This is a genomic window from Gordonia neofelifaecis NRRL B-59395, from assembly GCF_000192435.1.
In the GTDB taxonomy this organism is placed as follows: domain Bacteria; phylum Actinomycetota; class Actinomycetes; order Mycobacteriales; family Mycobacteriaceae; genus Gordonia; species Gordonia neofelifaecis.
On record NZ_AEUD01000008.1, the window covers coordinates 91,584 to 117,891 of the forward strand.

Below are 26,308 nucleotides of genomic sequence, written 5' to 3' on the forward strand. Positions count from 1 at the left end.
GGCCTCACCTGGGCGTAACTGCTAACACGCCTGCATCGCGGCATACCCGGCGCGGTAGGGTGCTTAAAGCATGCGGCGCGATCGCATCGTCGCAGCAAGCATCATCTCGTCCTAGGAGCGCCCGTGACCCAGCCGCCGAACGACGGCCCCACGACACCCCCGCCGGGCGATCCGCAGTACTCGCAAGTCCCACCCGCGTCCACCGGCAACGCCGCCTACAGCAGCCAGTCGGCGGCCTACCCGCCGCCTGCCAGCCCGGCTCCCCCGGCGACCGATTCGGCGGCTGAGACGGCCGCAGTCCGGCGCTGGCGGATCATCACGGCGATCGCCTGCGTCGCCGCGGCGCTCGTCATCGTCACCTTCTTCCTCGTCGGTGAGAGCCGATCGTCGGGAACCGCGGCGACGGTGACCGAGACGGTCACGGACACGACCACCGAGGTCTCGACGACCGCGGGACGAACCGCGACGCACACGGCGACGTCCACCGTCACGAAGACCGAGACCGAGACCGAGACGTCGAATGCGACGGGGACTCGGACCGTGACGGACACGGTGACGAAGACGAAGACGGAGTTGAGTACGACGACAGTCACCGAGACGGCCGAGGCGTCGAAACCGGCGGCCTAGGAGAGGTCGGCAGGGGCGCCCGACTCAGCCCGCGGGCGGAACGGACTCGCCCACCTCGGTCATGCGATCGCGGTACTCCGTGGGACCGACGCCGTAGACGCGGCGGAAGCGGAAGCGGAACGCCCCCAGGGACGCGAATCCGCACGACCGCGCCACCGACGCGATCGACACCGTCGGATTCGACACCAGCTGCGCGCGGGCGGCCTGCAGCCGTCGGTCGGCGATCATCTCCGCGACGCTGGTGTCGCAGCCTTCGAAATGCCGGTAGAACTGCCTGCGCGACAGGTGCAGGTATTCGGCGAGAACCACGGGCGAAAGCGCCGGATCCCGATAGTGCCGCTCGATCAGGTCGTGCGTCTCCTGCCGAACGAAGGCCGTGTTGGTCGAGACCCCGCTGACCCGGGAGTTCCGCTCCGCGACGACCGCCGAGAGCATGTCGATCATCGCGATCTCCGCCGCCAGCGTCTGCTGCCGGTGATCCGGGCTGAGGACGGAGGACACGAAACCGCGCAGACTCCGCGCCGCGACGACCGCCAACAGGGAGTCCGGCACGCCGAGCCGCGACTCGGCGAGCGTACTGACCTTGACCCCCAGCTTGTCGGCTGGGACGTGGAGCACCGCGATGTCGTGCAGTTCATCGCCGCTGGACCCGTCCGTCGATCCCGCAGTGGCGACCACCACGTGATCGACCGGGACACCCGCACCGGCCGGTCCGTGGAGGTCGGGAGTCGCGATGATGAGAAAGTCACCGTCCGGACCGACGTTGACGAAACCCGGCGGCAGCGCCAGCGGAGTACGCAGCACCCGTCGCACCGTGACCAGAGACAACCGGCGCCGGTGGATCGCGGCACCGAAGGAGGCCGGATCGTCGCTGGTGAGCTGCCCGAAACCCACCAACGCGCGGTACATGGCGTATCCCTGATCGCCTCCGATCACCGCGGCGGCCTCGCTCTCGCCGGCACCCACGCGCCGACTCCAGTCCCGGATCTCGTCGGGCGACGGCCGGAAAGTCATCGCTCCGCCAGCGCCCGCGGGAGGATGATGCCCGATGCGACGAAGAAGCAGATCGCACCGATGAAGGTTCCGGCGTTCGCCAGCACCGCGTCGACGGTCACACCGTCGGGTGAGATGTACGACGCGACCGCGGAGACGCCGAAGGCGACGCAGCCGATGAAGTTGATCTGACCGGCCCACCAGTCCCGGCTCCGGACGTCCCAGAGCTTGCCGGTGGCGCGCGTGAAGGCGACGAGGACGAACACACCGCTGATCAGGAAGGCGACCGACCCCGCCGCGTCCGGCGTCCAGACGAGGTGGTCCTCGCCGGCCGGAGTGTGCGCCATCAGCGCCGCCCCGGTGCTGACATTGAACAGGAGGGTTCCGAAGAACTGAGTGGACGCGGCCAGCCACTCCGCCCGGAACATCTGCCCGGGCGCATAGGAGACGGGGACCGTTCTGGCACCGCTGAGGACCAATTGGATCAGCCCGGCGGCGGTGAAGAACCAGGATCCGGCGAAGTAGCAGACATTCGCGGTCGTCGCGCCCGCCCAGGACCCGAATCCGGGTGCCGAGCCGAGGGCGAACAGTGCCGAGCCGATCATGAATCCGACGCACTGCTTGACTACCGACGGGACGAGTACCCGACTCGTCGACGCCCCGACGTTGGCGTTCGTCATGGGAGGAACACGTCTCCTAACCGAAGGCTCGCTGCCCGCACCCGCGCGATCGGCGAGACGGGCAGCGAGTCATGTGACTAATGGTGGAAGTGTGAGCCCTGGCCTTCACGCGGCATCGGGGCGTCGAGCTTGTCGAGGAAGTCCACCTCGGCGCGCATGTCCTCGAGCAGCTTGTCTGCCAGATCGTGACTGAGGCCCGCACGGACGACGATCCGCTGGACCGTCATGTCCGCCAGGTCGTCTGCGAGCGGGTAGGCCGGGACCTGCCACCCCTTCATCCGCAGGCGATCCTGAAGGTCGAAGAGGTTCCAGTTCGGGTTCGCGTCCTTCTTCAACCGCCACGCGAACACCGGGATGGTGTCGCCCTTGCTGATGAGCTCGAACGGTCCCATCTCCGCGATGGCCGACGACAGTTCCTGCGCGACGTCGAGCGACCCCTGCTGCACGGCCGCGTATCCCTCTCGGCCGAGGCGGAGGAACTGGTAGTACTGCAGCAGCACCTGCGCACCGGGGCGCGAGAAGTTCAGGGCGAGGGTCGGCATGTCGCCGCCCAGGTAGCTGCAGTGGAAGATCAGGCTCTCGGGCAGCGCCTCGGCGTCGCGCCAGACGATCCAGCCGACACCGGGGTACACGAGGCCGAACTTGTGTCCGGAGGTGCTGATCGATGCGACGCGGTCGACCCGGAAGTCCCACTCCAGGTCCGGCTGACAGAACGGCGCGATCATCGCCCCGGACGCGCCGTCGACGTGAATCTTCACGTCGAGGCCGGTGTCGGCCTGAATCTGGTCGAGTTTGGCGGCGATCTCCTTCACCGGCTCGTAGGCGCCGGTGTAGGTCTGGCCCATGATGGCGACGACGCCGATGGTGTTCTCGTCGACGTACTTCTCCAGCTCATAGCCGTCGAGGAACAGGTGTTCCTCGCTGACCGGCACCCAGCGCGGCTCCACCTCGAAGTAGTTGGTGAACTTCTCCCAGCAGACCTGCACGGCGGTCGACATGACGATGTTGGGGTTCTCCGTCGACTTGCCCTCGGCCTTGCGCTTGGCCTGCCACCGACGCTTGAGCGCCAGACCGCCGAGCATGCACGCCTCCGACGAACCGATCGTCGACGTGCCGATCGCCTGACCGACGTCCGGGTTGTTCCACAGATTGCCGAGGATCCGCCAGCAGCGGTCCTCGATGGCCGCGGTCGCCGGGTACTCGTCCTTGTCGATCATGTTCTTGTCGACGGTCTGCATGTAAAGGAGGTGCGCCTCCTTGTCCATGTAGGTCGACACGAAGGTCGCCAGGTTCAGTCGGGCGTTGCCGTCGAGCATCGCCTCGTCGTGCACGATCTGATAAGCCGTCTCCGGCAGCATCATCGTGTCGGGGATCTCGAAACGCGGCAGCTCCGTCGCTTCGCCTGCGCGGTTGAACACCGGGCTGAGAGTCATCGAGTCGTTCGAGTTCGGGTTGGGCATCTCTATCTCCTTCGAAAGGGTCGTTCGGGTGTGAGCAGAACTCGGCGACGCCGGTCAGACTTCGACAGGCGGGTACAAGCGATCCATCGTGTACTGGCGGTTGCGACGGGCGGCCCACGTGGAGATCGCCAGGAACGCGAGGGTCAGGCCCGCGACCACGATGATGGCGACCCACAGCCTGTGGTCGATGCCTCCGAGCGTCAGTTGCCGCAGTCCGTTCACCGTGTAGGTCATCGGGTCCACCCAGTGGATGTACTGGAACGGCAGGGTGGTGGTCGGCACCGGATAGATGCCGCCGGCGGATGTCAGCTGCACCATGAGGAACGCCAACGTGACCACGCGTCCGACCGCCGGCCCGAACAACGCGTTGAACATCTGGATCATCGCTGAGAACATGGCGACTGTCAGCAGCATAAAGCCGAATGTGCCCCACGAGTACGCGGGCCGCATGCCGATCGCGAAAACGACCACCAGATACAGGATCGCCGCCTGCAGGAAGCCCACCGCGAACGTCGGCGCATAGGACGCCAGCACCACGCGCAGCGGGTTCAGTCCCTGTGCCACCGGCCGCGCCTGAATCGGCGTGAACAGCATCCAGGCGATGATGCAGCCGACGAACAGCGCCAGCGAGAAGAAGAACGGCGCGAAGCCCGTACCGAACGTCGCCGCCTCGTGCTCGGTGTTCTCGGTCAGCTTCACCGGCTGCCCGAGGGTGTCGGCCAGTTCCCTCTTCTGCGCGTCCGTCCAGCTCGGGATCGCCTTCACGCCCTCATTGAGGCCGGAGGCGAGTTCCTTGGCGCCGGACGACAGCTCCACCAGACCTGCGGTCAGCTGGTCAGATCCCGAACTGAGCTCCGCGGAACCGTCTCGGACCTTCATGATGTCGTCGTGCATGACACCCGGCTCGAGCAGGGTCATCGCCATCCGCACCGGACTGTTCGGATCGGCGAGCTCGCGGCTGATCGCCGCGGTGTCGGTGCTGAGCTGCTGAAGTTCCGCGGAGCTCGGCAGGTCCGGCTCAGCAGCGGGTGCGATGAGCTGGCCGCGGATGCGCTCGAGCGCCTGGCCCGCGGCGCGGACAGCCGGATCCGGGTGCGCCTTCAGCTGATTCATCACGCCCGAGAGGGCCTGGGCGGCGTTGCTCTCCGTCGTGGCGGCGGTACCGCTGATGGTGCTGAGGCCCGCTGCGGTCTTACTCATCCGGTCCGCGGTGGCGGACAGTTCCGCCGCGCTCATCCCCCGGCCCGGCGACTCCGACAGCTGCAGCAACGGATCCGTGGCCTTGATGATCGCCGAGTTCAGCTCATCGAGCGCCGACGAGAGCTGCGCCGAGCCGTCGTGCGCGGCCACCAGGCCGGCACTCAGCTCGTTCGCCCCGTTCGCGGCTTCGGTCAGCTTGCCGACCATCGAACCTGCGTCGTTCAGCACGATGTCGAAGGTCTGTGATCCGATCTGGGACGCGACCTGGATGATCACCTGCTGTGCGGCATCCTGTCCCATGATCGTGGCCAGGTAGTTGTTCGCGTCGTTGTAGGTGAAGATCAGCTCGGCCGACTCGGGCTTCTGTGAGGTGGGTGAGGCCACCTTGGCGCTGAAGTCCGCGGGCAGCGTGATCGAGAAGTAGTACTTGCCGTCGTTGACTCCCTTGACCGCCTCGTCTTCGGAGACGACCTTGAGGTCGAGCTGCTTCGAGTCGACGAGCCCCTGCACCACTTGATCACCCGCATGGAGCTGCTGCCCCGCGACCTCCGCGCCCGTGTCGAGGTTCACCACGGCGACGGGGATCTTGTTGACCGCATTGAACGGGTTCCAGAACGCCCACAGGTAGAGCGCGCCGTACATCAGCGGCATCAGGATGATGACCGCGAGCGCCAGCCGGGGCATCCGCCCGCGGTAGTAACGCTTGAAGTCACTGCCCGGAGAGAAGGCGGCAAGCATGTCAGATGTTCCGATCTGCCGGCTCGAGCCGGACGAATTCGCGGTCGGTGAGGTTGTCCACCTGTTCCACTCGGACGAGGCCTCGGTGTGCGGGGGCACCGTTGATGTCGGCGGTCACCACGGTCTGCGTGCGGCCGAGCGCGATGAGTCGGTCGAGCATGATGTGCGAGTTCTCGACTCGCGTCAGACTGTCGATGCCGCCGACGACCAGGAGTTCCGGCGTCCGGATGTTCGCCATTGCGATCCGGAACAGCGCGGCCGTGAGCTCAGGCAGCTCTTCGACGTACGACATCAGCGACGGGAGCTTGAGTTCGTCGCCGAACACCGGGCGGCAGAATCGCTCGAGATCCTCGTCCCTCGCCTGCTTCACCCACCGGTACCAGGGCGCATGCCAGCGCAGCTGCTCGGTCACCACGTCGCGAACGCGAATGGTCTGTTCGATCCCGTCGACCTCGTCGATGAATCCCATCGCAGCGTGTTTGAACAGGTGGTGCGCGTTGTTTGTGCGCCCGAAGGCCTCCAGCGTTCCGGTGGTCGGGCGCATCCGTCCACAGAGCGTCAGCAGCAGCGCGGTCCGGCCGCGGCCGCCCGACCCCTGGATCACGGTCACGCCACCGGGCTGCACGGTGATGTCGGTGGGGCCGTAGATGTGCCCCCACGACGCCGCCACCCCCAGCTCGGTCGCTCGCAGCAACGGCCCGCTCTCAGCCGGCCCCGCAGCGTAATACTCGTTCGTCACCTGTTACCTCGCCCCAGAGTCTTGTCCGCGTCGGTCAGGCACATCGACACCGACGACCTCGTCGGACAAGACACCGCACATCCAGACGCCCCCTTCGGGAACTTTGCGACACTCGCGGGCACTGACCACGACGAACCTATCTGACGCACCAAGACCTGGCCCGACAACGAAAGAGTTCTGCCGACCTGCGTTTATTAGGGCACGAACGAGACATCGGCCCGGTCGCATGACGTGACGCCCGGCACAGTTATCTACGCGCGCGGCACATTTCCGACCGAAAACATAAACCGATCAGACTAAGTCAATTATCTTAGGCGGCACGGTTTTACGCCTGCAGGCACAAACGCCGAATGCCGGACGGGACGTGGGTCCCATCCGGCATTCTCAGTGAGCGGCGGCGCCACCGGCCACCGCGGCGAATCAGGCCAGCGCGCGCAGCTTCGGCACCACGTCGGCGGTGAACGCCTCCAGGAAGCGGCGCTGGTCGTGTCCGGGGTTGTGGAACACCAGGTGGTTGAGTCCGGCGTCGATGTAGGTCTTGATCTGTGCGACGGCGTCGTCCGGATCGGAGGCGACGATCCATCGCTTGGCGACCTGTTCGATCGGCAGTTCGTCGGCGAGTCGCTCCATCTCGACGGAGCTGTTGACACTGTGCTTCTGTTCCGGTGTCAGCGACAGCGGCGCCCAGAACCGGGTGTTCTCGAGGGCCTTGGCCGGGTCGCGGTCGTAGGAGATCTTGATCTCGATCATCCGGTCGATCTCGTCGAACTCGCGCTCGACCTTCGCCGCGCCCTCCTTGACGGCGGGGATGAGCTTCTCGGTGTAGAGGTCCATGCCCTTGCCCGAGGTGCAGATGAAGCCGTCGCCCGCACGGCCGGCATAACGTGCGACCACCGGGCCGCCCGCCGCGATGTACACCGGCACCGGCTTGGCGGGGATGTCGTACATGTACGCACCCTGGGTGTGGTAGTAATCGCCCTCGAAGTCGACCTTCTCGCCGGTCCAGAGCTCGCGCATCAGCCGCACCGATTCGCGGAGCCGGGCGAACCGTTCCTTGAACTCGGGCCACTCGCCCTGGAATCCGGTGGCGTACTCGTTCAGCGCCTCGCCCGTGCCGACACCGAGCATCACCCGGTCCGGGTACAGGCAGGCCATGGTGGCGAACGCCTGCGCGATCACCGCGGGGTTGTAGCGGAAGGTCGGGGTGAGGACCGACGTGCCCATCTGCAGTCGCTGCGTGCGCTCGCCGACGGCCGCCATCCAGGCGAGCGAGAACGGTGCATGACCGCCGTTGTGCCGCCACGGCTGGAAGTGATCGCTGACGGTCACCGAGTCGAGTCCGAACTCCTCGGCCATCACGCCGACTTCGACCAGTTCACGCGGGTCGAACTGCTCTGCCGACGCCTTGAGTCCGAGTTTGAGCGGTGCTGCCATGTGTCATCTCCTGAGCGCTAGTCGCATAAGCATCGTTACCGTGCCCCCGATCAACGTCGACGGCCGGACGTGATCCACCTTACGGTCCGGTCCGCGACCTCGGCCGAGGAGGCGAATCCGGTCGGACAAATCACCGTGCGCTACCCAGCGCGACCGCGGGAGCTGTTGCACAATTACGTCGACGTGCCGCGGTGGCCCGTTGCTCGCGCTGCGCTCCCGGAGGTCCATCACCCGTGCCGATCCCGCCCGCGTATCTGCTCTCGTCCGAGGCGCCCGCCCCGCGCACCCTGTGCCAGATCCTCGCGACGACCGCCGAGCGGCACCCGGACGCGCCGGCCATCGACGACGGCGATCAGCTCGTCTCCTACTCCGAACTCGCGGTCCTGGTCCGACGGGTCGCGCGCAGGCTCGCCGCTATCGGCATCGGACGCGGACATCGAGTCGGCATCCGGATGCCGTCAGGCGACCGGCACCTCTACATCGCGATCCTGGCGACGCTGTACGCCGGTGCCGCCTACGTCCCGGTGGACGCCGACGACCCGGACGAGCGCGCCGGACTGGTGTTCGGCGAGGCCGACGTCGACGCGATCATCGATGCGGACGGCGTGCATCGGCGGACGGACCGGGAGCAGCCGCCGGTCGCCGAGTCGGCACTGGTCACCTCTCCCGCGACGACGGCAGACGACGCCTGGATCATCTTCACCTCGGGCTCCACCGGCAAACCGAAGGGCGTCGCGGTGACTCACCGGAACGCCGCCGCGTTCGTCGACGCCGAGGCGCAGTTGTTCCTGCGGGACGAGCCGCTCGGCCCCGGTGATCGGGTCCTGGCCGGCCTGTCGGTGGCGTTCGACGCCTCGTGTGAGGAGATGTGGCTGGCCTGGTGCAGCGGCGCGTGCCTCGTTCCGGCACCTCGTGCGCTGGTCCGCTCGGGCATGGATCTCGGTCCGTGGCTGGTGAAGCGCGACATCAACGTCGTGTCGACGGTGCCGACCCTGGCGGCGATGTGGCCCGCCGAGGCACTCGAGGCCGTCCGGCTTCTGATCTTCGGCGGCGAGGCGTGTCCGCCGGAGCTCGCCGACCGGCTCGCCACCGAGGACCGCGAGCTCTGGAACACCTACGGCCCCACGGAGGCGACCGTCGTCGCCTGTGCGGCGCAGATGCACCGCGGGCAGCCGGTCCGCATCGGGCTGCCGCTCCTCGGCTGGGATCTCGCGGTGGTCGGATCGGATGGGCAGCCGGTGGCCGTCGGCGAATCCGGCGAGCTCGTCATCGGTGGAGTCGGACTGGCTCGCTACCTGGACCCGGTGAAGGACGCCGAGAAGTACTCCCCGATGCCCTCGCTCGGCTGGGATCGCGCCTACCGCAGCGGCGACCTGGTCCGCCTCCTCGAGGAGGGGCTCGAGTTCGTCGGCCGCGCCGACGATCAGGTCAAGATCGGCGGCAGGCGCATCGAACTCGGCGAGATCGACAACGCGCTCCAGAATCTTCCCGGCGTCAGCGGCGCCGCCGCCGCGGTCCGCAAGACCGCCACCGGCAACTCGCTGCTCGTCGGATACCTGGCGTCCGCCGACCCGGCCTTCGACGTCGCCGCCGCCGCGGGACGACTGCGCGAGGCACTCCCCGCTGCGCTGGTCCCCCGCCTGGTCCTGATGGACGAGCTCCCGACACGCACCTCCGGAAAGGTCGACCGCGACGCGCTGCCCTGGCCGGCGCCGGGCACCGACTCATCCGACGGCGCGAGCGATCTCACCCCGACCGAGGCCTGGCTCGCCGAGCAGTGGACCGGGGTGCTCGGCGTCGGGGTGGAGTCGGCCACCGCCGACTTCTTCGCCGAGGGCGGCGGCTCGCTGTCGGCGGCGCAGTTGGTGACGGCACTGCGCACGCGCTACTCGGAGATCACCGTCGCCGACCTCTACGACCACCCGCGGCTCGGCTCCCTGGCCGAGCTCCTCGACTCGCTCGACCCCGGAGCCGTGGTCGGAGCCCGCGAGGTGCGGCCGGTCCCGCGATCGACCGGTGTCGCACAGGCGGCGGCATCGATCCCACTCGCCACGCTGACCGGCGTCCAGTGGATCACCTGGCTCGGCATCGCGAACAACGTCGGCCGCGAGATCGCCGACGCCGCAGGCTATCCCGCACCGTGGCTGGTGTCGGTGAACTGGTGGGTCCTGATCGTCGCCTTCCTCGTCTTCGTCACCCCGTTCGGGCGGCTGGTCATCGCGGCGGCAGGTGCGCGGGCGCTGTTGTCCGACGTCCGCCCGGGCACCTATCCGCGCGGCGGATCGGTCCACATCCGACTGTGGCTCGCCGAGCGATTGATGCACGCGAGCGGTGCCTACAACTTGTCCGGCGCGCCGTGGCTACCGACGCTGGCGCGGGCACTGGGGGCCACCATCGGGCGGGGAGTCGACCTGCACTCGCTTCCCCCGGTGACCGGTCTGCTCGACGTCGGAGACGGCGCGGCGATCGAGCCCGAGGTCGATCTCGCGGGCTGGTGGCTCGACGGCGATGAGCTGGTGATCGGCGAGATCGTCGTCAAGCCGGGTGCGACCGTCGGATCCCGTTCGACGCTGCTTCCAGGCGCGGTGATCGGCCGCGATGCGATCGTCGACCCCGGTTCGGCGGTCATCGGCAAGGTGAAGGCCCGCCAGCGGTGGTCGGGCTCCCCGGCGGTCAAGGTCGGCAAGGCCAGAGCCGAGTGGCCCGACCGACGCCCGCCACAACGGCGCTGGTGGGTGCCGGTGTACGCCGCGAGCGCCTTCCTGGTCTCAGGGATCCCGCTGGTCGCGCTGGCCGTCGGCCTGATCGTGATCGGGTCCTGGGCCCTGCCCGCCGACAGCATGGGATCGGCGGTGCTCCGCGGCCTGGCGATGGCACCGGTCGCCGCGGTGGCCGCGATGGCGACATTCGCCCTCCTCGTCCTGGTGGCGGTCCGACTGCTCGCGGTCGGGATGAAGGCGGGCGTGTACCCGGTGCGGTCGCGCATCGGCTGGCAGGTGTGGGCCACCGAGCGGCTGATGGATTCGGCGCGCACGTACCTGTTCCCGATGTATGCGAGCCTGCTGACCCCGTGGTGGTTCCGCGCGCTCGGCGCCAGGATCGGTAAGGGCACCGAGATCTCGACTGCCCTGGTGATCCCGAAGTTCACGACCGTCGGCGACGATTCGTTCCTCGCCGACGACACCCTGATGGCCTCGTACGAACTCGGCGGCGGCTGGATGCGCATCGGTGAGGCCAAGGTCGGGAAGCGTGCCTTCCTCGGCAACTCCGGAATGGTGGCGCCGTCACGCAAACTCCCGAAGAACTCGCTGGTCGCCGTTCTGTCCTCGGCGCCGGTGAAGTCGAAGAGCGGATCGAGCTGGCTCGGCAGTCCGCCGGTCCGTCTCCGCCGCACCGCGTCCGCCTCGGACGATTCGCGGACGTTCGCCCCGCCGACGAGGCTTCGGGTGGCGCGCGGCGTGGTCGAGACGCTCCGGATCATCGCCGTGATGGTCTCGTTCGGGATCGGTATCGGGGTGCTGTTCGCGATGCAGACCCTGGCGGTCGAGTTCAGTGTGCTGGTCGCGACACCGTGCAGCGGTCTCATCCTGCTCGCGGCCGGGGTGGTCGCCGGCGCGGTCGCGGCGGTGGCGAAGTGGATCGTGGTCGGCCGCATCCGGGCCTCGGAGCACCCGCTGTGGAGTTCCTTCGTCTGGCGCAACGAGCTGTCGGACGCGTTCGTGGAGACCGTCGCCGCACCATGGTTCGCGAACGCCGCGGCGGGGACCCCCGTACTGAACCTGTGGCTTCGCGCGCTCGGCGCCACCATTGGACGCGGCGTCTGGTGCGAGTCGTACTGGCTGCCCGAGGCGGACCTGGTGACGCTCGGCGACGGTGCCACCGTCCAGCGCGGCTGCGTGGTTCAGACGCATCTCTTCCACGATCGCGTGATGGCGATCGACGAGGTGACCCTCGCCGAGGGCGCGACACTCGGACCGCACTGTGTGGCCCTGCCCGCGTCGGGTGTCGCGAAGTCGGCGACGGTCGGACCGGCATCGCTGGTGATGCGCGGCGACGTGGTCCCGGCGCACACCCGCTGGCAGGGCAACCCGATCGCTCCCTGGCCGCGCTGACCGGATCGCCCGGTCCGTTCTTCTACGATGGTCGGCGTGGCCGACCCTTCCGAGCGCACCACCGCGTCCCCGCCCACCAGGCGGGTGGTCGACGTCCTCGAAGCGCTCATCGCGCGGCCCGGCGATCGCCTCGGGCTGTCGGAGCTGGCGCGCCTGTGCGCAATCAGCAAACCGACCTGTCTGGCGGTGCTCACCGAGTTGACCGACCGCGGATATCTGCGGCTCGACCCGGCGAGCAAGACGTACGGACTCGGTCCGTCGCTGGTCGCGGCCGGTCGGGCGGCGGAGCGCGAGGTCGCCGTCGCACCCGTGGTCAGTGAACGACTGCAGGCGCTCAGCGACCGATTCGGCGCGATGACGCTCGCGGCCGGCCGGTCCGGCGACCAGTTCATGATCTTGGGGGCCACCGCGCCGACGGGCAGCAGCCCGGCCGTCCGAGTCGGCCAGCGGTTCCCGTTCACGCTGCCGACCGGAGTCATGTTCCAGCTGTGGCAGCCCGACGACGTCCTCGCACGACGGTCGGCCGATCATCCCGAGCCGTTCCCCGGTCTCAGCACGCCGGAGGTACAGCGGATGGCCGCCGAGTGCCGGCGCACCGGCTACCTGGTGGAGAATCTGTCGCCCACGCTCGAGCGGGTGTACCGGATCATCGGCCGCAACGGCGACAGCCTGCCGCCCGACGTCCTCGAATTGATCGCCGAACTCCTCGCGGGAATGCGGGAACGACGGGTGCTGTTCCACGACGACCTGGTCCGAGACGCCGAGGCCACGCACCGCGTCGGGGCGGTCTCCGCGCCCACCTTCGACGCCGCCGGACAGCAGGCGCTGCTCCTGGCGATCTACGCACGCGCCGAGCTCACCGCCGCCGACATCGCCGCCCGCGGGGACGCGCTCCGGACCGTCGCCGACGAGCTGACGATCGCCCTCGGCGGTCGGTTTCCACAGGTCTGACCCACAGGTCTGCCCCGCAGGCGGCCGACCTCCGCCAACCGTTGACCTCGCGACGGTCGTCGGCGTACGGTGATGCCCACCACAAATCTACCGGCTCGGTCGAATATTCGACCATTACCCTCCCCGGGGCACGACATCTCAGGAGTCCTCACCACCATGGCAACCACCCTTCGGCGCGCCCTCGCGCTGATCGTCGCAGCGGGCGCCGTACTGGCAACCGGTCCGCTCGCCGGCGCGGCACCGCATACGCCCGCTCCCACCGCCGGCCGACTGCTCTCGGCCCGGCCCCTCACGACCGCCGCGGCACTCCCCAGCGCCGCACGGACCACGGCGATCACCTACGTCTCGACCGGCGCGACGGGCGCTCCGATCGTCGTCTCCGGAACGGTCGCCGTCCCGCGCACTCCCCCGCCGCGCGGCGGCTGGCCGACGATCAGCTGGGCCCACGGCACCACCGGCTACGCCGATGCCTGCGCGCCGTCGAAGGACACCGCGGGCGGACCCAGCCACGACTACCTCGCAGGCGTCGACACCGTTCTCGACACCTGGGTCAAGCGCGGGTACGCCGTCGTCCAGACCGACTACGAGGGCCTCGGCACGCCCGGCGGTCACCCCTATATCAACGGCACCAGTGAGGCGAACACCGTCGCCGACATCGTCCGCGCGGCCCGCGCCCTCGACCCCCGCATAGGCCGCGACTGGGTCGCCGCCGGGCACAGCCAGGGCGGACAGGCCGCATTGTTCACCGCCGAACAGGGCGCCGCCCGGCAGCCGTCCCTGCGACTGCGCGGCGCGGTCGCGATCGCGCCCGGCGGCGTCGATCTGAGCCAGACCGTCGATTACGTCCGCTCCGGACAGCCCGGAGCCGAGGCTGCGGAGGCCTTCCTCCCGTTGATCGTGCTGGGGGCGCAGGTGGCCCGACCGTCGATCGACCCCGCCGAGATCTTCAGCCCGGCGATGGACCCGATGCTCGCGACCGCGAAGACCGGATGCCTCACACAGATGCGTGGGATGACGCCCGTGCCGCCCGCCCAGGTGTTCCGGCCGAACGCCGACGTCTCACAGCTCACCGGCTATCTCGAATCACAGGATCCGCGACGTACCTCGCCGCGCGTGCCGGTGATGATCGCGCAGGGCACCACCGACGCGCTCGTCTCCAAGCCCGGCACCGACCGCCTGGTCTCGACGCTCTGCGGAAAGAACGCGAACGTCGACTACCGCGTGTACGACGGCGCCGACCACCGCGCCGCAGTGCCCGACTCACTCGGCGACGCGCAGAGCTTCGTCTCCCGCCTCCTCGCCGGACAGCCGACACCGCGAACCTGCTGAACCGAACCGCCTCTATCGATCGACCGACATCGGCCGCCGCGGAGTTCCCCCGGCGGCCGATGTCGATGAAGATGGACGCATGGGCATCGCAGTCGCCATCGGGGTCTTCCTCTTCATCATCGCGTTCACGGTGCTCTACACCCTGCTGATGCGACCGGTGGAACGCATCGCCGACCGCATCCTCGACAAGCTCTTCGCCGCCCTGATGTATCCGTTCGTCGCCCTCTGGAAGTCGTTCCGCGGCGAACCCGATCGCGTCGAGCCCACGCGCCCGCCGGTCCCGGGCCAGTCGATTCGGCAGGGTCCCTATCCCGCGCCGCAGTACCCACGGCAGGACCCGCCCCAGTACGTGCAGGGCGGACGTCCGATGCCGAATCCCTCGCGCCAGGCCGGCCCCCGGCCGCCCCATGTCCGGACCGCCGGGCCCCCGCCTCCGGCTTCCCGGCCCCCGCATGCGGTCGTGCCTGCGCCGTATCCCGCACCGCAGGCTCCCGTCCGCCACCCGTCGCAGCCGCCGTACGGGTCGGCGCGCTGACGGTCGTCCCGCAGCACCGGACATTCAGCGGTACCCTCGAACTGCCGCGCGATCCGAACGACGGGAAGGTTGTCTGTGCCAGGCAGAATCGACAAGTCCGCTTGGCACACACCCAAACTCAGCGCGGCGTCCCACGAACTCGACCCGTACGTTCCGAACAGCGGCAACCTCGGCTACCGGGTGTCCCGTTACGACCTCGGGCTCGACTACCGGGTCAACAGCAATCGGCTGTCGGGGGTCGCGGTCATCACGGCCGCCTCGTATCAGCAACTCGACAGGTTCAGCCTCGACCTCGCCACCGGCATGCGCGTCGACCGGGCGACGGTGAACGGTCGCCGCGCGCGGTTCTCCCACCGTCTCGGGAAAGTGTCGATCACTCCCGCCTCACCGATCCCGCCCGGCGGCTCGCTGACGGTCGAGATCCGCTACCGCGGCAATCCCCGCCCCATCCGCGGCCCGTTCGGAGATGTCGGCTGGGAGGAACTCGACAACGGCTCGCTCTGCGCCAACCAGCCCAACGGGGCGCCGTCGTGGTTCCCGTGCGACGACCATCCCGAGGCCAAGGCGCCGTTCCGGATCGAGATCACCACCGACACTCCGTACTACGCCCTGGCCAACGGGCGGCTCGTCTCGAAGCGTCGTCGCGCCGCGCAGACCACGTGGGTGTACGAGCAGGTCGAGCCGATGGCGACCTACCTCGCAGCCGTGCAGATCGGTCAGTACGAACGCATCACCATGACCGACGGACCGGTACCGGTACACGCGCTCATCCCACCGAAGCTCCGCGCCCAGTTCGCCGTCAGCTTCGGCAGACAGCCGCAGATGGTGGAGGCGTTCACCGAGATGTTCGGGCCCTATCCGTTCCGCGAGTACACCTCACTGGTGACCGAGGACGCGCTGGAGATCCCGCTCGAATCGCAGGGCTTCTCCACCTTCGGCGCCAATCACTGCGACGGAACCCTGGAGCACGAACGGCTGGTGGCGCACGAGTTGGCTCATCAATGGTTCGGCAACTCGGTGACCGTCGCGCGCTGGCGCGACATCTGGCTGCACGAGGGCTTCGCCTGCTACGCGGAGTGGTTGTGGAGTCAGCACTCCGGCGGCAAGTCGGCCGATGAATGGGCCCGCCACTACTACGCCAAGCTCGCGGCCGAGCCCGTCCGGGTGCCACTCGCCGATCCGGGCGCCAAGGACATGTTCGACGACTGGGTCTACAAGCGCGGCGCGATGACGCTGCACGCGCTCCGCCTGCGCATCGGAGACGGCGAGTTCTTCGCGCTCATCCGCAGGTGGACTGAGAAGTACGCGTACCGGTGCGCGACGACCGAGGACTTCATCGCACTCGCCTCGACGTTCTCGTCAGCGTCTCTGAACGACATCTGGCACGACTGGCTCTTCACACCGAGCCTCCCGCCGTTCCCCGCCCTGGCCTGACGGCTACCGCAGCTTCGCGCCGTACACCTTGGTGATCGACATCGTCATCAGTACGCGGCGGTCGGACACCATCACTTCGCGGTACTCGCGCCAGTCTGGATGCTCACCCGCGCCGAGCCGGTAGTAGTCGACGAGCGCATCGACCGCCGGATCGTCCGGATCGTCGGACGGTCCGGTCAGCGTGACACCGCCCTCGGCGGTCGCCCACGAGTACCCGTCCGGACTGGTGAACTCGATCGCGGCGCGGGGATCGCGACGCAGATTCGCGGTCTTCGCCCGTCCCTCGGTCATCGACACGTGGATCAGGTCCGCGTCACGGTCGTAGACCGCGGTCACCGGCGAGAGCTGCGGGAGTCCGCTGGATCTGATGGTCGCCAGCACGCCGATCGGGGTCTCGGCGATCAGGGTTCGGGGGTCGAAGTCGGTCATGCTCGGTCCAACACGGACCTTGCGACCGGCATTCCAGCCGACCGCAGAACTTCGGCACATGAACCGGCGTCACAAGCCGGTTCATGTGCCGAAGATCTCGGGCTCGGAGCCTTACGACACCAAGATCTTGATCTCGCTGTTGCGCCCCTCGCCGAGCAGATGGTTCAGACCCTTGTCGACGATGTCATCGAGTTTGATATGCCCGGTGATGAGCGGCTTGGGATCGAGCCTGCCGTCGACGATCGCGTCCACCACCTCACCGAAGTCGGCATCCGTGTAGGCCATCGACCCGACCAGCCGCTTCTCCGACGTCATGTACTTCTGCAGATCCACCTGCACCGGTTCGTGGAACATCGCGACCACCACAGAGGTGCCGCCCGGGCGCAGGGCGTCCAGCGCGGTGTCGTAGGTCGGCTGGCCGACACCCGAGGCGTCGAACGAGACGTCGACCCCGCCGACCTCCTGCACGTGCGCGACCACATCGACTTCACTCGGATCGAGGACTTCGGCTCCCATCGCCGCGGCACGCTCCTTGCGCGCCGCGCTCAGCTCGCTCACGTAAACCGTGTCGGCGCCGCGCGCCTTGAGGCAGGCCACGAGCCCCAGCCCGACCGGACCTGCGCCGATCACCAGAGCGGACGTGCCGGCGGTGGCGCCCGACTGCTTCACCGCATGCCACGCCACAGCCGTCGACTCCACCATCGCCGCGACCTCGGGGCCGAACTCCTCCGGGATCACGTGCGCCGCGTCGCGTCCGGCGACCGCGTACTCGCTGAAGCCGCCGCCACCACCGCTGACGCCGATGAACCCGCCCTGCTTGCACAGGTTCTGCTCGCCGCGCAGGCACGCCGGGCAGGTCCCGTCGTAGACGTTCGGGCGGATCGCGACGAGGGCACCGACCTCGATGTCGTCCACACCTTCGCCGAGCGCGACGACCCGGCCGGAGAACTCGTGACCGAGCGCATGCGGCCCGTCCGTGCAGAGCAGCGGGTGCTTGAACCCGGCGGGGATCGGCGCGTACTGGAAGAGTGAGAGATCCGAGCCGCAGATGCCCGCGCACTCCACCTTGACCTTCACCTGCCCGGGCCCCGGTTCCGGCTCCGGAACGTCGACGACGCGCGCGTCTTGGGCACCGAACAGCAGCAGAGACTTCATGGGGACCTCCGAGTCGTGGGTTTCCCCGATCATCGACCGTAGCCGCCGGCGACGGCAGCAGTTCGTCCCACTCAGCGGGGAGCGCTCCTCCGTGCGGTCACCTCGAGGCGAGAAACTCCCGCACGACGTCGAGCTCCGGCAGCAGCCCGGACTCGCGCGCCTGCACCAGACTCGGCGCGGCGGCGTCTTTCTCCGACAGGACGAACTCCAGCGGCGATCCGTCGCGGGCCACCTTCGGCCAGGCGATCCCGATCTCGGGATCCATCGGATCGATCCCGTGCTCCGCGCCCGGGCGATAGCCGGTGGAGCAGAGGTAGGTGACCGTCGAACCGTCCTGCAGTGAGCAGAACGCGTGACCCAGTCCCTCGGACAGGTACACCGCGCGACGGTCCAGGTCGTCGAGCAGCACCGCGTCCCACCGTCCGAACGTCGGTGATCCGACCCGGATGTCGACGACCACGTCGAGGACCGCACCCGCACTGCAGGTCACGTACTTGGCCTGTCCGGGCGGCACGTCGGAGAAGTGCACCCCGCGGATCACGCCCGCGGCCGAGACCGACGTGTTGACCTGCGCGAGGTCGAGGCGGTGCCCGATGGTCTCGGCCACCACGTCGGCTTTGAAGGCCTCGAGGAACAGCCCACGGCCGTCGCCGTGCTGCACCGGCGTGAAGGCCCACGCGCCGTCGATGGTCAGTGGTCGCACGTCCACGCTCTACAACTCCCGTCCGCGCTCGAGCAGGTCGAGCAGATAGCTTCCGTAGCCAGACTTCACGAGCGGCATCGCCGCGGCCCGCAGCTGGTCGTCGTCGAGGTAACCCGATCGCCACGCGATCTCCTCGGGCACCGCGATCTTCAGTCCCTGCCGCTGCTCGACCGTCCGCACGAAGTTGCCCGCGTCGAGCAGACTGTCGAAGGTCCCGGTGTCGAGCCAGGCCGTGCCGCGCGGCAGCACCGTGACCCGCAGCTTGCCGCGACGCAGGTACTCCGCGTTGACGTCGGTGATCTCATACTCGCCGCGTGCCGACGGTGCCAGGCGGGCGGCGATGTCGACGGCGTCGTTGTCGTAGAAGTACAGACCGGGCACGGCATAGCGCGACTTGGGCCGGGCCGGCTTCTCCGCGAGGGACACGGCGTTCCCGTGTGCATCGAACTCGACGACGCCGTACGCCGACGGGTCGGCGACGCGATAGGCGAAGATCGCACCGCCGTCCACGTCGCCGAAGCCTTTGAGCTGGGAGCCGAGGCCCGGTCCGTAGAAGATGTTGTCACCGAGCACCAGCGCGACGGAGTCCTCACCGATGTGTTCGGCGCCGAGGACGAAGGCCTGAGCCAGGCCGTTCGGCTCGTGCTGGACCGCGTAGCTGATCTCGACACCGAACTGCGAGCCGTCGCCGAGCAGCCGCTCGAACGCGCCGCGGTCGTCGGGTGTGGTGATGATCAGGATGTCTCGCACGCCCGCGAGCATCAGCGTCGAGAGCGGGTAGTAGATCATCGGCTTGTCGTAGACCGGCACCAGCTGCTTGCTGACGCCCTGCGTGATGGGGTGCAGTCGGCTCCCGGTCCCGCCGGCGAGGATGATTCCGCGCATGCGCCCAGCCTATCGGTACAGTTGGCCGCGACAGATTCGAAGCCACACGGCATGCGGCAGTCGCGCCGCAGAGCAACTCAGGGCAGCGATGCCCGGATCCGAGGAACCCGTATGCGAGTCCTGGTGACCGGCGGCGCCGGTTTCATCGGAGCCAACTTCGTGCTGCGCACGCTGGCCACCCGGCCGGAGGCGCAGCTGACCGTCCTCGACAAGTTCACCTACGCGGCCAACCCCGCGACTCTGGAGGCGGTGGCCGACCGCGTCCGCGTGGTCCGTGGTGACATCGCCGACGCCTCGACGGTCGACGCGCTGGTCCGCGAGTCCGACCTGGTGGTGAACTTCGCCGCGGAGTCCCACAACGACAATTCGCTGGCCGATCCCTCGGCGTTCGTGCAGACGAATCTGGTCGGCACGTACACCCTGCTCGAGGCCGTCCGCAGACACGGCGTGCGCTTCCATCACGTCAGCACCGACGAGGTGTACGGCGACCTCGAGCTCGACGATCCCGCGCGGTTCACCGAGGAGACGGCGTACAACCCCTCGAGCCCGTACAGCGCCACGAAGGCGGGCAGCGACCTACTGGTTCGCGCCTGGGTCCGCTCGTTCGGCGCCGCGGCGACGATCTCGAACTGCTCGAACAACTACGGCCCGTACCAGCACATCGAGAAGTTCATCCCGCGTCAGATCACGAACGTCCTCACCGGCGTCCGACCGAAGCTGTACGGGGACGGCCGCAACGTCCGGGACTGGATCCACGTCGACGACCACAACGATGCGGTGTGGGCCATCATCGACCGCGGACAGATCGGCGAGACCTATCTGATCGGCGCCGACGGCGAGGCCGACAACCGGACGGTGGTCGAGGCGATCCTGACCGCTCTCGGACAGCCGGCCGACGCCTTCGACTTCGTCACCGACCGCGCCGGGCACGACCGCCGCTACGCCATCGACTCGCGCCGCCTCCGCGCCGAGGTCGGCTGGCAGCCACGGTACGTCGACTTCACCTCCGGCCTCGCCGCGACCATCGACTGGTACCGGGACAACCGCGACTGGTGGGCGCCGCGGAAGGCGGATGTGGAAGCCGCCTACGCCCGGACCCAACAGATCCTCGACTGATCGGAGACTCGATCCTCATGCGCGTACTCGTCACCGGCGGCGCCGGCTACATCGGCTCGCACACCGTTCTCCAGCTGCTTGCCGCCGGACACGACGTCCTCATCGCCGACGACTTCAGCAACGCGAAGCCGTCCGTGATCGACCGTCTCGAGGAACTGGCCGGCCGGCCGATCAAGGTGCACCGCATCGATCTGACCGACGAGGCCGCGACCGCCGCCCTCTTCGCCGCCGAAGACATCGACGCAGTGATCCACTTCGCCGGATTCAAGGCGGTCGGCGAATCCGTCGCCAAGCCGCTGAGCTACTACCAGAACAACCTCGACACCACGTTCTCAGTGCTCAAGGCGATGGACGCCCACGGCGTGCGGCGGTTCGTATTCTCCTCGTCGGCCACCGTCTACGGCGAGAATCCGGTCCTCGAACGCACCGAGGACATGCCGACCTACGCGACCAGCCCGTACGGCTGGACCAAGGTGATGGTCGAGCAGGTACTGCGCGACCTGGCCGTCGCCGACGACTCCTGGCGGATCGCCCTCCTGCGCTACTTCAACCCGGTCGGAGCGCACGCCAGCGGCCGGATCGGCGAGGATCCGAGCGGTCTGCCGAACAATCTGATGCCGTTCGTCTCCCAGGTGGCGGTCGGCCGCAGGGCGAAGCTGGCCGTCTTCGGCGACGACTACGACACCGCGGACGGCACCGGCGTCCGCGACTACATCCACGTCGAGGACCTCGCCGCCGGTCACCTCGCGGCTCTCGAGAAGATCGGCGAGGTCGACGACGCCCTGTCCGTCTGGAACCTCGGCAGCGGCGAACCGGTCTCGGTGCTGCAGGTGGTCACCGCCTTCGCGCGGGCCAGCGGGCGCGACATCCCGTACGAGGTGGTCCCGCGCCGCCCCGGCGACGTCGCCGCGTACTGGGCGGACCCGTCGAAGGCCAACCGGGAGCTCGGCTGGCGGGCCACCCGCGGCATCGACGACATGTGCGCCGACACCTGGCGCTGGCAGTCACAGAATCCCGACGGGTACCCGGACGCGTAAGGCATCCCGACGGGTACCCGGACGCGTAAGGCGCTCGGCCCGTCGTCCGACGGCGCCACCACCCGTGCCGTCGCAGCACCCACCGAACGCCTCTGGCACCCCATGTCCCGGAAGCAGTCGGAGTCGCCGTGTGCCGCGACGCGCTATGAAGTTCTCAAACAACCCGAGGCGACCTTCGCGGCCACCTCCGACCTTGCGCTGACTATGATATGGATCACCTCTGACAAGAATGGGGTGTGCCGAGCGCGGAGCCCGACGGACGTCGGCTTCGAGGCGTCGGCCGGCGCAGGAGACGACCGTGCCCCACCGGGTCGCTACAGTTCCATCTCCTGTTCGACGACGTCGGGGGTCTCCGCCTCCGGTCGGCGAATCACCTGGACGAGGACGGTCGCGACCACCACGATCGCGGTGAAGACGAACAGCCAGCCGATCGAGGCGAACACCACGCCCAGCGGTCCGAACGAGTCCCGTGCCGACTTGAAGACCTGTGAGTAGCCGATCTCGGTGACCACCATGAAAACGGTGATCCCGGTCCCGGCGAGGCCGCCGAGGCAGTACAGGTCGACCTTCCCGAGCTGCTTCACCGTCAGGATTCGCGGTACCGCGGTCCACGCGAGAGTCCAGACCACGAACGTCCCCACCAGCGCCAACACCAGATGGCGATCCGAGTCGTCGAAGCTGAGCACCACCAGCGCCTGCGCGATCGTCGCCAGTGCGAGCACCACGACCACCGCCACCCATCGCCACCAGCCACGCAGCCCGGTCGACGTCACGCCCCACACGCCGACGTACATCCGGTCGAGCGCCCGGGCCATCGACGTCGCGGAGACGATGGTCATGAACGCTCCGGCGAAGCCGAACGACGCGTATGTCTCCGGGGAGTCCGGCTGTCCGAGGCCGAGGCCGTCGAGCCGGAACATGTCGATGGTGCGGTCGATGATGCCCGCACCGGGGAGCGTCGTCAGTAGAAGCAGCACCGGCAGAATCGAGGTGAAGGCCTGCGCCGCCAGCGTCATCGCGCGATCGCTGATGTTGTTCACCGCGATCGCCCGGATCATCCGGAAGATCAGCACGACGTACTTTCCGGCACTCTCCGGAAGCCGCGCGACGACCGCGTTCAGAAGGTCGGTGACCTTGGTCAGAACCATTGGCGAATCATGCCACCCCGCGCGTGTGTGCACTCACCGGACTCCCGGTGAGTGCACAGAACTAGGCCGTCTTGCCTAGACTCGCTGCAGATCCACTTCCCGCTCGCGCGGCGACACGGTTCCAGGTCCGGCGAGCCGGGTCCGATTGGCGACCGTGACCACCACCGCGCCGACAACCGTCATCGCGATTCCGAAGCCGAACATCTGCGGATAGCCCACCGAGGGGAAGCGCTCGATCACCCACGCCATCACCGCGGGCGAGGCGAATCCGAGGTACGTCAGGGTGTAGAAGACCGCAGTGAGGCCGGCGAGATCGTCCGGGCCGGCGATGCGTTGAACCTCCATCAGACAGGAGATGAGCGCCATACCGTAGCCGCAGCCCAAGACGATCGCCGCGAACACGGCCAGCGGAAGCGACGGGTGAAGGGCGACCGCGATCGCAAGCACCATCCCGACCGCGACCAGTCCCAGCGCCGCCAGCAGCGCGCGAACCGACCCCGGCCGATCGATGCGCTTGCCGATCGTCTGGATGAAGAAGCCCGCGGTCAGTCCCGCGACGCAGCACAGCCCCGCGAACGCGATCGCCGTCCCCGGCGTGCGTTCGGTCATCATCGCCGGGATGACCGCGTACGACATCGCGCACGCACCGAACACCCACGGCGCGACCGGAGCGACGAGCAGCCAGAAGCGAGGCTTGGCCACAGACGGGATCCTCATCGCGTCCGGGAGTCGCCCGTCGGAGGTCCGGGGCCGGGTCTCTGGAGCTCGGAGGATCAGGCCGAGCGAGGCGAGGGCGAGGGCGACATTGACCAGGTACGACAGCTGGCCGGGCAGCGGGGCCCACTGAGCCAGCACCGCTGCCAGACCGGCGCCGATCCCGAACCCTGCGGTGAGGCTGAGCGCCGCGCGACGCGCACCCGTCGACGGCGGATCGCCTGCCCGGTCCGACAGTTCCTTGATCCAGGTCCCGCCGACTGCCATCGCCAGCCCCAGCGCGACGCCGCTGAGGATGCGCCCCGCGGCCAGCAGCGGCACGGAGTGCTCGCCCGACGCCAGCAGGATCGATCCCGCGGCGGCGATCACGGGCGACGGGAGCATCAGCGCGCGCCGTCCGAGCCGGTCCGACAGCGGGCCGCCGATCAGCAACGCCGGGACGATCCCCAGCACGTAGAGGAACAGCAGCGCGTCGACGACCACCGCCGACATGTGCGACGCAGTCCGATACATGACCAGCAGCGGTGTGAACTCGTTGCCGCCCCAGGCCGCGGTGAAGACCGCGAGCGACACCGCGGGCCATCCGGCGACAGCGGCCCGCGCACGCGCTGCGGCGTTCATCGCCCGGTTCCGTTCATCCCGTGGACGCCGTCGAGATGGGCGCTCAACAGGCTCGCGAATCGCTCGGCGTCGGCGGTTCCGACCACCCGCGCGAGTTCGGCGTGATCGGCGACGATCCGCTCGGTGATCGCCGGGTCGCGCCGCAACCGATCGGCGGTCATCCGTCGATGCCGTTCACCCAGGGAGACGTAGAAGCCGGCCAGCAGACCGTTGCGTCCGGCCGCCACGATCAGCTGATGGAACTCGGCGTCCAACCGCGCGAACTCGGCCGCGTCGGCACGGTTCACCAAGCGATGACGGGCGAGGTTCTCCTCCAGCCGGTCGACCAGCCCCGCGGTGGCGGTCGCATCGCTCACCACCGAGCCCAGGGCATGAGTCTCAAGCAATACCCGCGCATCCAGGACGTCGCGAGCCTCACTGTCGCCGATCGGCACGATGAGTGCTCCCCGTTTGGGGTATAGGCGCATCCAGCCCTCCGCGGCCAGGCGGAGGAAGGCCTCGCGGACCGGCGTGCGACTGACCTCGAATCGGCTGGCGATCGTTCCCTCACTGATCATCTCGCCACCATCGAGTTCACAGGTCAGGATCATTTCCTTGACCTCGTCGTACACCCGATCCGACGATGAGTACGTCATAGACACAAGTTGCACACTAGCAGTGGAAGTCGGCCCGGAGCGCACCCGGAGACCGATGTCACCGGCGTTTGGACTCTTCATCCGAGCCGGTGGCAGAATCAAATCCGTGCCACGTCGACACCATCCTCCTCGACGCCGCCGACGCCACTGTCGCCAGACCGGGACCACCCCTGGCCGCGATGTGATCTCCACGACGACGCGGCCGTTCGGCACCGCCACGCCACACCGACGAATACGCTGCACACAGCTCGCAGCCGCCCTCGTCCGCTTAGGCGCGGGCAGTTTTCGCAGAGCAGATCTGATCGCGGACAGCGTCGTCCGCATCGAGGAGAGACAGTGACCAGCAAGGCAGACGAGAGCATCGCTGCATCGAGGGAGCCGGAGATCACCGACATGCCCATCACCGACGACGAGATCTTCGCGGCGCACGAAGGCGGCAAACTGTCCGTCGAACTGCGCGCGCCCATCGACACCCAGCGCGATCTGTCGATCGCCTACACACCAGGCGTCGCGCAGGTCTCCCGCGCGATCCACAAGCAGCCCGAGCTCGTCGACAAGTACACGTGGACCGAGCGGCTGGTCGCCGTGGTCTCCGACGGGACCGCCGTTCTCGGACTCGGCGACATCGGCCCGCGCGCGTCGCTTCCGGTGATGGAGGGCAAGGCCGCACTGTTCCGCACCTTCGCCGGCCTGAACTCGATTCCGCTGGTGCTCGACACCACCGACCCCGACGAGATCGTCGAAACCCTGATCCGCCTGCGCCCGAGCTTCGGCGCGGTGAATCTCGAGGACATCTCCGCTCCGCGCTGCTTCGAGATCGAGCGCCGGGTCATCGAGGCCCTCGACTGCCCGGTGATGCACGACGACCAGCACGGCACCGCCATCGTGGTCCTGGCCGCACTCAAGGGCGCGGTCCGGCATCTCGGCCGCGACCTCGCCGGACTGAAGGTCGTCGTGTCGGGCGCCGGCGCCGCGGGTGTCGCGTGCGCCAAGATCCTGAAGGCCGCGGGCATCGACGACATCGTGGTGCTCGACTCCAAGGGCATCGTCCACGCCGGGCGCACCGACATGGTCGAGTACAAGAACGAGCTGGCCGCCTGGAGCAATCCGCGTGGTCTCACCGGCGGCATCGCCGAGGCCCTCGACGGCGCGGACGTCTTCCTGGGAGTCTCCGCAGGCACCGTCGACGAGAAGTACATCGCCTCGATGGCCGCCGATGCGATCGTGTTCGCGATGTCGAACCCGGACCCCGAGATCCACCCGGACGTCGCGGCCAAGCATGCCGCCATCGTGGCGACCGGACGCAGCGACTTCCCGAATCAGATCAACAACGTCCTCGCGTTCCCGGGCGTTTTCGCCGGCGCCCTCGACGCGGGCGCTCGGCGCATCACCGAGAGCATGAAGATCGCCGCCGCCGAGGCCATCCTCTCGGTGGTCGGCGACGACCTCGCCGCCGACAAGATCGTCCCCAGTCCATTGGACGACCGCGTCGCTCCCGCCGTCGCCAAGGCCGTCGCCGAAGCCGCCCACGCCGAGGGCGTCACCGGCTAGCCCTCTCACCCGCGGTCGAGCGAGCGCAGCGAGTCGAAACCCCGCCCCCACGCGGACTCGACTCGCTGCGCTCACACCTGCC

At 68.5% G+C, this 26,308-nt stretch carries 22 protein-coding genes; 9 read left to right on the top strand and 13 right to left on the bottom strand.

Annotated elements, in window-relative coordinates; genetic code table 11:
• Nucleotides 1–123: 123 nt before the first annotated feature.
• Nucleotides 124–627: a hypothetical protein gene (locus tag SCNU_RS20430; protein ID WP_139025946.1), complete on the top strand. Its 504-nt coding sequence runs from the start codon at nt 124–126 to the stop codon at nt 625–627.
• A gap of 24 nt (nt 628–651) precedes the next feature.
• Here the strand turns inward: SCNU_RS20430 and SCNU_RS10740 are convergent, their stop codons facing one another.
• The 6 genes from SCNU_RS10740 to fgd all read right to left on the bottom strand — a co-directional run bounded on the left by SCNU_RS10740 (nt 652) and on the right by fgd (nt 7,871).
• Entirely contained in the window at nt 652–1,641 is a 990-nt protein-coding gene (locus SCNU_RS10740) for an AraC family transcriptional regulator (protein WP_009679394.1), read from the bottom strand.
• A complete protein-coding gene (locus SCNU_RS10745; RefSeq protein ID WP_009679395.1) occupies nt 1,638–2,300 on the bottom strand; it encodes a hypothetical protein in 663 nt (220 codons plus the stop codon). The genes SCNU_RS10740 and SCNU_RS10745 overlap by 4 nt, the downstream gene beginning before the upstream one ends.
• A gap of 77 nt (nt 2,301–2,377) precedes the next feature.
• Nucleotides 2,378–3,760 carry a glutamate decarboxylase gene (gene gad / locus SCNU_RS10750; protein ID WP_009679396.1) on the bottom strand — a complete coding sequence of 461 codons (1,383 nt, stop codon included), beginning with the start codon at nt 3,758–3,760 and terminating at the stop codon, nt 2,378–2,380.
• Nucleotides 3,761–3,814: 54 nt separating this feature from the next.
• A complete protein-coding gene (locus SCNU_RS10755) occupies nt 3,815–5,698 on the bottom strand; it encodes a YhgE/Pip family protein (protein ID WP_009679397.1) in 1,884 nt (627 codons plus the stop codon).
• A 1-nt stretch (nt 5,699) separates the two neighbouring features.
• Nucleotides 5,700–6,437, bottom strand: a complete 738-nt coding sequence (locus tag SCNU_RS10760) for an ATP-binding cassette domain-containing protein (RefSeq protein WP_009679398.1) — start codon at nt 6,435–6,437, stop codon at nt 5,700–5,702.
• 420 nt (nt 6,438–6,857) lie between these two features.
• A complete protein-coding gene (gene fgd, locus SCNU_RS10765; protein WP_009679399.1) occupies nt 6,858–7,871 on the bottom strand; it encodes a glucose-6-phosphate dehydrogenase (coenzyme-F420) in 1,014 nt (337 codons plus the stop codon).
• A gap of 233 nt (nt 7,872–8,104) precedes the next feature.
• Between fgd and SCNU_RS10770 the strand changes: the two genes are divergently transcribed.
• The 5 genes from SCNU_RS10770 (at nt 8,105) to SCNU_RS10790 (ending at nt 16,232) form a co-directional block, all read left to right on the top strand.
• Nucleotides 8,105–11,983 carry a Pls/PosA family non-ribosomal peptide synthetase gene (locus SCNU_RS10770; RefSeq protein WP_009679400.1) on the top strand — a complete coding sequence of 1,293 codons (3,879 nt, stop codon included), beginning with the start codon at nt 8,105–8,107 and terminating at the stop codon, nt 11,981–11,983.
• A gap of 27 nt (nt 11,984–12,010) precedes the next feature.
• Complete coding sequence (locus SCNU_RS10775) at nt 12,011–12,934, top strand: helix-turn-helix domain-containing protein (RefSeq protein ID WP_139025948.1); 924 nt, start codon at nt 12,011–12,013, stop codon at nt 12,932–12,934.
• Nucleotides 12,935–13,090: 156 nt separating this feature from the next.
• Nucleotides 13,091–14,263, top strand: a complete 1,173-nt coding sequence (locus tag SCNU_RS10780) for an alpha/beta hydrolase family protein (RefSeq protein WP_009679402.1) — start codon at nt 13,091–13,093, stop codon at nt 14,261–14,263.
• 79 nt (nt 14,264–14,342) lie between these two features.
• Nucleotides 14,343–14,798 carry a hypothetical protein gene (locus tag SCNU_RS10785; RefSeq protein ID WP_009679403.1) on the top strand — a complete coding sequence of 152 codons (456 nt, stop codon included), beginning with the start codon at nt 14,343–14,345 and terminating at the stop codon, nt 14,796–14,798.
• A 75-nt stretch (nt 14,799–14,873) separates the two neighbouring features.
• Nucleotides 14,874–16,232: a M1 family metallopeptidase gene (locus SCNU_RS10790; protein WP_009679404.1), complete on the top strand. Its 1,359-nt coding sequence runs from the start codon at nt 14,874–14,876 to the stop codon at nt 16,230–16,232.
• A gap of 3 nt (nt 16,233–16,235) precedes the next feature.
• Here the strand turns inward: SCNU_RS10790 and SCNU_RS10795 are convergent, their stop codons facing one another.
• The 4 genes from SCNU_RS10795 to rfbA all read right to left on the bottom strand — a co-directional run bounded on the left by SCNU_RS10795 (nt 16,236) and on the right by rfbA (nt 19,404).
• Nucleotides 16,236–16,661: a PPOX class F420-dependent oxidoreductase gene (locus tag SCNU_RS10795; RefSeq protein ID WP_009679405.1), complete on the bottom strand. Its 426-nt coding sequence runs from the start codon at nt 16,659–16,661 to the stop codon at nt 16,236–16,238.
• A 111-nt stretch (nt 16,662–16,772) separates the two neighbouring features.
• The gene (locus SCNU_RS10800) at nt 16,773–17,816 is read right to left on the bottom strand and encodes a 2,3-butanediol dehydrogenase (RefSeq protein ID WP_009679406.1); all 1,044 of its coding nucleotides are present in this window, start codon (nt 17,814–17,816) and stop codon (nt 16,773–16,775) included.
• A 97-nt stretch (nt 17,817–17,913) separates the two neighbouring features.
• The gene (locus tag SCNU_RS10805; protein ID WP_009679407.1) at nt 17,914–18,525 is read right to left on the bottom strand and encodes a dTDP-4-dehydrorhamnose 3,5-epimerase family protein; all 612 of its coding nucleotides are present in this window, start codon (nt 18,523–18,525) and stop codon (nt 17,914–17,916) included.
• A gap of 3 nt (nt 18,526–18,528) precedes the next feature.
• Nucleotides 18,529–19,404 carry a glucose-1-phosphate thymidylyltransferase RfbA gene (rfbA, locus tag SCNU_RS10810; RefSeq protein WP_009679408.1) on the bottom strand — a complete coding sequence of 292 codons (876 nt, stop codon included), beginning with the start codon at nt 19,402–19,404 and terminating at the stop codon, nt 18,529–18,531.
• A gap of 111 nt (nt 19,405–19,515) precedes the next feature.
• Here rfbA and rfbB point away from each other — a divergent pair, with 111 nt between their 5' ends.
• Nucleotides 19,516–20,520 carry a dTDP-glucose 4,6-dehydratase gene (gene rfbB, locus SCNU_RS10815; protein ID WP_009679409.1) on the top strand — a complete coding sequence of 335 codons (1,005 nt, stop codon included), beginning with the start codon at nt 19,516–19,518 and terminating at the stop codon, nt 20,518–20,520.
• A 17-nt stretch (nt 20,521–20,537) separates the two neighbouring features.
• Nucleotides 20,538–21,557: a UDP-glucose 4-epimerase GalE gene (galE, locus tag SCNU_RS10820; RefSeq protein WP_009679410.1), complete on the top strand. Its 1,020-nt coding sequence runs from the start codon at nt 20,538–20,540 to the stop codon at nt 21,555–21,557.
• Between the two features lie 314 nt (nt 21,558–21,871).
• Here galE and SCNU_RS10825 read toward each other — a convergent pair whose 3' ends face one another.
• From SCNU_RS10825 to SCNU_RS10835, 3 genes are all read right to left on the bottom strand, one after another.
• Nucleotides 21,872–22,705, bottom strand: a complete 834-nt coding sequence (locus SCNU_RS10825; RefSeq protein ID WP_009679411.1) for a hypothetical protein — start codon at nt 22,703–22,705, stop codon at nt 21,872–21,874.
• 75 nt (nt 22,706–22,780) lie between these two features.
• Nucleotides 22,781–24,040, bottom strand: a complete 1,260-nt coding sequence (locus SCNU_RS10830) for an MFS transporter (protein WP_009679412.1) — start codon at nt 24,038–24,040, stop codon at nt 22,781–22,783.
• A complete protein-coding gene (locus SCNU_RS10835; protein WP_009679413.1) occupies nt 24,037–24,675 on the bottom strand; it encodes a GntR family transcriptional regulator in 639 nt (212 codons plus the stop codon). Before SCNU_RS10835 ends, SCNU_RS10830 begins: the two co-directional genes overlap by 4 nt.
• Nucleotides 24,676–25,068: 393 nt before the next feature.
• Between SCNU_RS10835 and SCNU_RS10840 the strand changes: the two genes are divergently transcribed.
• Nucleotides 25,069–26,226, top strand: coding sequence for an NAD(P)-dependent malic enzyme (locus tag SCNU_RS10840; protein WP_050792812.1), 1,158 nt, complete (start codon nt 25,069–25,071; stop codon nt 26,224–26,226).
• Nucleotides 26,227–26,308 lie beyond the last annotated feature (82 nt).

What these genes read in the sequence shown, in the direction of transcription:
- SCNU_RS10775 (WP_139025948.1), top strand. Translation starts at nt 12,011, where the DNA reads ATGGTCGGCGTGGCCGACCCTTCCGAGCGCACCACCGCGTCCCCGCCC.
- galE (WP_009679410.1), top strand. Translation starts at nt 20,538, where the DNA reads ATGCGCGTACTCGTCACCGGCGGCGCCGGCTACATCGGCTCGCACACC.
- SCNU_RS10830 (WP_009679412.1), bottom strand. Translation starts at nt 24,040, where the DNA reads ATGAACGCCGCAGCGCGTGCGCGGGCCGCTGTCGCCGGATGGCCCGCG.
- SCNU_RS10835 (WP_009679413.1), bottom strand. Translation starts at nt 24,675, where the DNA reads ATGACGTACTCATCGTCGGATCGGGTGTACGACGAGGTCAAGGAAATG.
- fgd (WP_009679399.1), bottom strand. Translation starts at nt 7,871, where the DNA reads ATGGCAGCACCGCTCAAACTCGGACTCAAGGCGTCGGCAGAGCAGTTC.
- SCNU_RS10800 (WP_009679406.1), bottom strand. Translation starts at nt 17,816, where the DNA reads ATGAAGTCTCTGCTGCTGTTCGGTGCCCAAGACGCGCGCGTCGTCGAC.
- rfbB (WP_009679409.1), top strand. Translation starts at nt 19,516, where the DNA reads ATGCGAGTCCTGGTGACCGGCGGCGCCGGTTTCATCGGAGCCAACTTC.
- SCNU_RS10745 (WP_009679395.1), bottom strand. Translation starts at nt 2,300, where the DNA reads ATGACGAACGCCAACGTCGGGGCGTCGACGAGTCGGGTACTCGTCCCG.
- SCNU_RS10795 (WP_009679405.1), bottom strand. Translation starts at nt 16,661, where the DNA reads ATGACCGACTTCGACCCCCGAACCCTGATCGCCGAGACCCCGATCGGC.
- SCNU_RS10785 (WP_009679403.1), top strand. Translation starts at nt 14,343, where the DNA reads ATGGGCATCGCAGTCGCCATCGGGGTCTTCCTCTTCATCATCGCGTTC.
- SCNU_RS10825 (WP_009679411.1), bottom strand. Translation starts at nt 22,705, where the DNA reads ATGGTTCTGACCAAGGTCACCGACCTTCTGAACGCGGTCGTCGCGCGG.
- SCNU_RS10780 (WP_009679402.1), top strand. Translation starts at nt 13,091, where the DNA reads ATGGCAACCACCCTTCGGCGCGCCCTCGCGCTGATCGTCGCAGCGGGC.
- SCNU_RS10755 (WP_009679397.1), bottom strand. Translation starts at nt 5,698, where the DNA reads ATGCTTGCCGCCTTCTCTCCGGGCAGTGACTTCAAGCGTTACTACCGC.
- SCNU_RS10840 (WP_050792812.1), top strand. Translation starts at nt 25,069, where the DNA reads ATGCCCATCACCGACGACGAGATCTTCGCGGCGCACGAAGGCGGCAAA.
- rfbA (WP_009679408.1), bottom strand. Translation starts at nt 19,404, where the DNA reads ATGCGCGGAATCATCCTCGCCGGCGGGACCGGGAGCCGACTGCACCCC.
- gad (WP_009679396.1), bottom strand. Translation starts at nt 3,760, where the DNA reads ATGCCCAACCCGAACTCGAACGACTCGATGACTCTCAGCCCGGTGTTC.
- SCNU_RS10740 (WP_009679394.1), bottom strand. Translation starts at nt 1,641, where the DNA reads ATGACTTTCCGGCCGTCGCCCGACGAGATCCGGGACTGGAGTCGGCGC.